Source organism: Nostoc favosum CHAB5714, assembly GCF_020829495.1.
Taxonomy (GTDB): Bacteria; Cyanobacteriota; Cyanobacteriia; order Cyanobacteriales; family Nostocaceae; genus Nostoc; species Nostoc favosum.
This window is the reverse complement of record NZ_JAIVFQ010000066.1, coordinates 22658-29308: the sequence shown is the minus strand read 5'-3', so window position 1 is coordinate 29308 and position 6651 is coordinate 22658. Positions and strand designations below refer to the sequence as shown.

6 protein-coding genes are annotated in these 6651 nt (G+C 41.5%); 2 read left to right on the top strand and 4 right to left on the bottom strand.

Annotation, left to right across the window (positions count from 1 at the left end; genetic code table 11):
* On the top strand, positions 1–1587 hold a 1587-nt coding region (locus tag LC586_RS28610), incomplete at its 5' end, for a glycosyl hydrolase family 18 protein (protein ID WP_229488599.1).
* A gap of 53 nt (positions 1588–1640) precedes the next feature.
* Positions 1641–2996 carry an AAA-like domain-containing protein gene (locus LC586_RS28605; RefSeq protein WP_229488598.1) on the top strand — a complete coding sequence of 452 codons (1356 nt, stop codon included), beginning with the start codon at positions 1641–1643 and terminating at the stop codon, positions 2994–2996.
* A 636-nt stretch (positions 2997–3632) separates the two neighbouring features.
* On the opposite strand, the gene LC586_RS28600 is transcribed toward LC586_RS28605, so the two are convergent.
* The 4 genes from LC586_RS28600 to LC586_RS28585 form a co-directional block, all read right to left on the bottom strand.
* The gene (locus tag LC586_RS28600; protein ID WP_229488597.1) at positions 3633–4544 is read right to left on the bottom strand and encodes a HEAT repeat domain-containing protein; all 912 of its coding nucleotides are present in this window, start codon (positions 4542–4544) and stop codon (positions 3633–3635) included.
* 34 nt (positions 4545–4578) lie between these two features.
* Positions 4579–4857 (bottom strand): DUF8630 family protein, encoded by a 279-nt coding sequence (locus tag LC586_RS28595; RefSeq protein WP_229488596.1) that lies wholly within the window; start codon positions 4855–4857, stop codon positions 4579–4581.
* Positions 4858–5021: 164 nt separating this feature from the next.
* On the bottom strand, positions 5022–5771 hold the full coding sequence (locus LC586_RS28590) for a phycoerythrobilin:ferredoxin oxidoreductase (RefSeq protein ID WP_229488595.1): 750 nt from the start codon (positions 5769–5771) through the stop codon (positions 5022–5024).
* Positions 5772–5853: 82 nt separating this feature from the next.
* Complete coding sequence (locus tag LC586_RS28585; protein ID WP_229488594.1) at positions 5854–6585, bottom strand: 15,16-dihydrobiliverdin:ferredoxin oxidoreductase; 732 nt, start codon at positions 6583–6585, stop codon at positions 5854–5856.
* Positions 6586–6651: the final 66 nt, after the last annotated feature.

Sequence of the window (6651 nt, the reverse complement as noted above, 5' to 3'; positions counted from 1 at the left end):
ACTTTCAATAAAGGGGGATGGACTAGCTTTGATAAATATCCACGTCAACTTGCTGATGTGAATGGTGATAATCGCGCAGACATTGTTGGTTTTGGATATGATAATGTCTTTGTATCTCTTGGTCAAAGCAATGGAACTTTTGGTGAAGCTTTTGTAGCCATAAATGATAATTTTACTTTCAATAAAGGGGGATGGACTAGCTTTGATAAATATCCACGTCAACTTGCTGATGTGAATGGTGATAATCGCGCAGACATTGTTGGTTTTGGATATGATAATGTCTTTGTATCTCTTGGTCAAAGTAATGGAACTTTTAGTGAAGCTTTTGTAGCCATAAATGATAATTTTACTGTTAATAAAGGTGGTTGGAATAGCTTTGACCAAAAGCCACGCCAGCTTGGTGATGTGAATGGTGATGCCAAAGCTGATATTGTTGGTTTTGCTCAAGATGGAACTTATGTAGCCTTAGCTAATAATCAGACAACACCACCTCCAATGAATAATCAGTATATTGTAGCTGGTTACTTACCTTCGTGGGGTATTAGTAATACTACTAATACTGCAACTATTCCGGTTAATAAACTAACACATTTGTTCTACGCCTTTGCAGATGTTGATACACAAGGTAACGTGAACCTGAGTCAAGATGGTGAGGATGGTGACATTAATGTACTAAAATCTCTCAAAGCTCAAAATCCCAAGCTAAAAATCCTTATTTCTATCGGTGGTGCAGGAGAAAATGATTTTTCCTTAGCAGCTTCTACGGCACAATCTAGGATATTTTTCGCCCAATCTGCTATCAATTTCATGAAAAGTAATGGTTTCGATGGCATCGATATTGATTGGGAATTTCCTAAGAAAGAGGAGAATAGTAATTACACTCAATTGCTGGGTGAGCTACGTCAACAGCTTAATAACGCATCTACTACAGATGGAAAGAAATATCTGCTGACTACTGCCCTTTCTGCTTCTCCCTATCAATTGTCTCCATCAGATTACGCTGATGCTCCTTACGATTTAAACTCAACTGTTTTGAAAACTACTTCTGAATATGTTGACTTTATCAACGTAATGACCTACGACTACCACGGTACCTGGGAAAACACAACCAATCACCAAGCTGCTTTGTATAAAAGTAGCAGCGATCAATCATATAACAGCGACAAACTCAATGCTGACTGGTCAGTTAAAAAGTATTTGAGTGCTGGTGTTGAAGCTAAGGATATTGTCTTAGGAGTTCCTCTCTACAGTCCCACTTGGGCGGGAGTGAAACCTGGTTCTAATAATGATGGATTGTTTCAAAGTGCTACCTCAGTAAATGATCCACTTTTGTATAAAGATATCCATGATCAAGTGGGTGCAAATGGATATCAATATTACTGGGATGATAGTGCCAAAGTTCCCTATATTTATAATTCTCAAAAACAAGAGTTTAGTACCTACGAAGATAAACAATCAGTCCTCGGAAAAGTTAATTATGTTGAAGAACAAGGTCTAGGCGGAATATTTTTCTGGCAACTCCTTGGTGACTTGCCAATCACTCATCCTGATTCATTAGTTAATGTTGCTGCTGGTAATTTGTTTTAGAACCTAACTTTAGCGTAATATATAGCAGTCCTAAATCATTTGTGAACTTTTCTGTGAACTCAAAATCAGCCTTTACCTGGGAAAAAGCTAAACAGGTTGCCGAGCAAATTGTCTTCAATAATCTTGAAGAACACCTCAAAGATATTGAAACAGATGTGCTTCGAGGCTCGTGGGAGGGTCTGACTTATGAAAAGATGGCAGAGCAATACCATCTCTCTGTAAACTACCTCAGAGGAGATGTGGGCCCTCATCTGTGGCGAAAGCTTTCAGAAGCTTTAGGAGAAGAGGTAACAAAGAGTAATTTTAAAGGAGCGTTGGAGAGAGGTGGAGAAAGGCAACAACCTCCACATATTGATAGTAATGTCAAGCAGCCAAAATCCTCGTTAGCAGAGCTAACGTTTCCAGACGGTTCAGTTCCTCTGGGTTCTCCTTTTTATGTAAAGCGAGATGCCCTAGAGTCTGTTTGTTACGAGACAGTGGTCAAACCCGCTTCCCTAATTCGGATTAAAGCACCGAAGCTGATGGGTAAAACTTCATTGCTTACCAGGATTCTAGCTTATGCTGAATCCCAGAATTGTCAAACAGTATATTTAGATTTAAGTAGTGTAGAGCGAGCAATTTTAACGAATTTGGACAAGTTCGTGCTTTGGTTGTGTTTAATGGTTGGTCGGAAGTTAAAGTTAGAAAATCGGTTAAAAGATTATTGGGATGCAGAAATTTTAGGTAGTAACTATAACTGCACAGTGTACTTTGAGGAGTATTTATTGCCACAAATAGATTGTCCTTTGGTATTAGGGTTAGATGAAGTTGATCGGATTTTTCCCTATAACCAAGTGATTGAAGACTTTTTTGGGATGTTGCGAAGCTGGCATGAGAAAGGGAAAATTTCTGAGCAATGGAAAAAACTAAGGCTGGTAATGGCACATTCTACCGAAGTTTATATCCCCTTAGACATGAACCAATCTCCTTTTAATGCGGGGCTACCAGTGGCGTTGTTGGAATTTGACCACAAGCAGGTGACAGATTTGGCTCACCTTCATGGACTGAATTGGAATGATACTCAGGTAAATGAATTGATGAATATAGTGGGAGGACATCCTTATCTGCTGCGGTTAGCAATGTACGAAGTTTACACTACAAAAACAACGCTAAAGCAGCTATTACAAGATGCTTCCACAGAAGCGGGAATTTACAGCAACCATCTGCGGTGGTACTTAGAAATGCTGCACTCGGAAGAGACTCAAGGTTTAAAAGAAGCGTTAAAAAAGGTGGTCACTTCACTTGAGCCAGTGGAATTAGATTCAATGCAGATTTATAAGTTGCACAGTTTGGGATTAGTGCATCAACAGGACAATCAGGTAATGCCTAGGTGCAATTTGTACCGTGAGTATTTCCGCAGAGTGTTGTAAGTAGCCATCCGTCATGTAGAAATAAATTTGGTTATACCGCTCCCTTTATTTCAATAAAATGAATAAGATGAGAGCATATCAAATGTGTAAAAACATAAACATTTCTGCAAAATGGCACGTACAATTATGCGATCGCACGGTACAATATTGCATATATCAGAATTATATTTTTGCAGTTTTCTGCAAAAATATATACATACTCATGCGATCGCACGGTATCATTCATGCAACTATATATGCATAAAAGGTGAATGCATTACCTAGTCATCTCCCTTAATCTGAGTATTGAAGAAACGGTTGATGAATCAAAAAACAGCATAAATCATCAATTTATCAACCGTTGCTGATGAAGTCAATAATAATACTGCTAGTTAACCAAAAATTGTATCAAAAAGTACAGTTTTTCAGACAACAATCAGGTTTACAGGTATTCATTATAGAGCGATACCTTCGGTGAGCTTCTCTACGAGACGCTCCGCGAACGCTAACGCAAAACTTTTCGGTCTACTGACTTTATTTTCGCGCAAGTCCCTTTGGTCTGACAAACTATTTTCTGTTAATTTCTTTTTCTCTGAATTCAGGCTATCGACTGGGAATGAGATGCTGGTAGAGGCAGCAAGCAGCTGAACGGGAAGATTACCAATCATCTGCTTTGGACTGGCGTTGAATTTGCGCGATCGCTAGTTTAGCCAGAACCCGCACCACCTCTTGTTCATCATTAAGTAGCGGCTGTAATGATTCTAATGCACTGCGATCGCCAATTTTACCGAGAGAATTGATTGCTGCCTTCCTCACGTCTAAATCAGTATCTTGAATTGCCAAAATTAAATGCGGCACAGAGGGAGGATAATTAACTTGTCCCAAGGCTGCGGCTGCTTCAGTGCGGATGAGCGCTTCCTTGTCAGTCAGAGCAGAAACCAGAAGGTTGCAGGACTTTTCGTCTGACTGCTCTTGCGCCACATGACCAAGGGCCCCAATCACAGCACATCGGACATCCAAAGAGGCGGCATTCAATGCTTTGTATAAATGGTCTGCTGCTTCCGAGCCAATAAACGCTAACGCCCATGCGGCATGACCCTTAATATCCTGTGGATGCTCGTCTGATGCTAAAATTTCCAGCAACGCTGGTACAGATGCTTCTCCTGTTCTAGCCAACGCCCCGGCGGCTGAACTTCTGACTACCCTATCTTCATCATTCAGAAAAGCGTGAAGCAAGTCTGGCACAGCACGCGGGTCAGATATGATAGTGAGTGTCTTGGCAGCAGCCCGCCGCACAACTACATTGGAGTGATTTGCCAGTGCTTCTACGAGAAATGGCGTTGCTGCTTCACCAATTTCACCCAAGGTTTCGGCAAACCGCAGTCGTACCAATCCCCGTGGATCTCCTAAACCCTCCACTAATTGTTTAAGAACTTTTTGATCTGTAGAATCGAAGGTTTCTAGTGTAATCTGCTCATTTACCCTCTGAACCAGATCATCATTTTCAGCTTGCACTCGCAGGATAGGATCATCCACTGCTGGAGCTTCAAAGTTGAGCGATTGACTCATGACAAATTCCCTATCACCGTTATTGTTAAATGATCTAGTTACCAGATGTCAGAGTAGATTGCTGCTGTCGTAGTGACTCAAGAGTTGCGTCTAGCTGGGTAAGCTGAGGTTGCAGGCTAGCAAGTGCTTGTGCCTTCATAATTTTGGCACGCTGTGCCATTGACAAGGTATCGTTAACCAGGCGTTCCCGATATTCTTCTAATTCAGCGATCGCTTCTGTCAATTCTTCAAGGCTGGTTTGAGCGCTTGAGGTGAGTTCTGTAGTATCAGCCATATCCGTTGTGTTTCCTAAAAGTCGATTTAAAATGCCCATGTTCGATTTTCTCAGATTCAGTCATCAACGGACAAACCTTTTTGATCGTCCTAGTTCTACCTTTGATACCAACTTCGGATAGGTAATCTTGTTTCAAACTTATAGAAGAGTTTATCAATCAAGATTTTCAATTCCATTATCCAAAATCCAAAATTGGTATTGCTTCATCTAATCGCTGATGCCAGCTTTCTTTCCAAATCGAATAAAAACCCGTGGATATATTCTTCTGTCCACTCAGCACCGTAAAAACGGGTGAACATTCCCCGTGCTGGGTCTTTTTCTGCTCGATAGCGGAGATAACGCAGTTGAGCCTGTTCAATGTCTGCTAAATATTTGGAGTCGGTTATCGGTTGCGCCTGGTCAACAAAATCCAGGTAGGCTTGTAGATAGTCAATGAACGCTGCAAACACATGGGTTTCCACTACCTCAGTTTCCTGGGGGCGCGTCCAGAGAAAGGCGGGTGAGAAAAAGGGCTGGGCTTCTTCGGGAAAGTCGCCCCCCCAAGGTAGATGCTGCTGATGTGCGTGAAAAGTTGCCAGGATAGGCTGGGTATACTTTGCCTGATACCCCAAATCATCCCGAAATAGGGGTTGCATATCGAGGGCAATTAAGTGCCCTCCTGGCAAGGTAACTAAATCTGCGCCAAAGAAGGGCAAATCGTAATTCAGATGGGGGAAAATAACGAAATTTAATACCTGAAGTGAGTTACCCCCCTGTACATGGGCGGCTCGAATTTGCCGGAGTTTGGTAGTTTGATAGGCATAGCTAGTCGTTAAGACCTCTTGGTGATGTTTGCCTTTGCCCACTGTTGCTTGCTTCGACTCAAACCCTTGAGGAATTGCATAAGGCTGCAAATTCAAACGTTCCTGCAAAAGCGCGATCGCGTAATCTAAAAATGGCTGATAGAGAGTCAACGTTGCTTCGCTCCCAATTCAAAATTCAAAATTCAAAATTAACAATCACCATATTCTGTTGTGGTGATTTAGATTTAAATCACTATTTGGCTGTATTAGCTACTAATGGCACAGCATCCTCAAACAAAAATTCATGCAAAAATCGCTCTGACCATTGATGTCCAAAGTAGCTACTAAATAAACCAGATGCAGGATCGCGATCGGCACTATATTGATCGTAGTCTTTTTGGGCTTTGACAATCCGTTGAATGTCTGACTGGTCGCTCAGAGGTTTAGCTTGGGCTAGCATCTGCCAGTACAAATTCAGATAGTCTTTGAATGCCTCAAAGACTCTCGTTCTTACTGTTTCTGCATCGGTTTTGGCAAATAAGAGATATTTTGAGAAGTACTGATTAGCATCGTAAAATTTCATTTCCAAGCCTTGTGCCAAGTCTGGATATTTATCATGCAATGTCTGCAATGGATGTATGTACTTCCTCAAGTAAGCTTCATCTTGAAATAAAGGCTGGAAATCCATTACAATCAGGTTTTTCACCTGACCGAAAGAGAGAAAATCAATGCCGAGTAAGGGCAAATCATAGTGATGACTGGGATAAATCACACTATTAAGAATCTGGGCACTTGCGCCTGCATCAATGTATGTGTAGCGGATTTTCCGCAATTGTGGGCACTGATAGCACCAACTCTGAATTGTGGCGGGATTTCTGCCGCGATCGCTCACCTGATACTCTAGCCCTGGGGGAATTGGGCGACTCTCTAATGTAAACCGTTGCAAAAGCCATTGTTCCAGATGCTCAAGGAAGCACTTATACATAAAATTTATAGACTAATTTGCCTTAACCCCAGACAATAGGGTATTCCCAGATTCGCCGTCTCGAAT

What these genes read in the sequence shown, in the direction of transcription:
- LC586_RS28600 (WP_229488597.1), bottom strand. Translation starts at nt 4,544, where the DNA reads ATGAGTCAATCGCTCAACTTTGAAGCTCCAGCAGTGGATGATCCTATC.
- LC586_RS28595 (WP_229488596.1), bottom strand. Translation starts at nt 4,857, where the DNA reads ATGGGCATTTTAAATCGACTTTTAGGAAACACAACGGATATGGCTGAT.
- LC586_RS28585 (WP_229488594.1), bottom strand. Translation starts at nt 6,585, where the DNA reads ATGTATAAGTGCTTCCTTGAGCATCTGGAACAATGGCTTTTGCAACGG.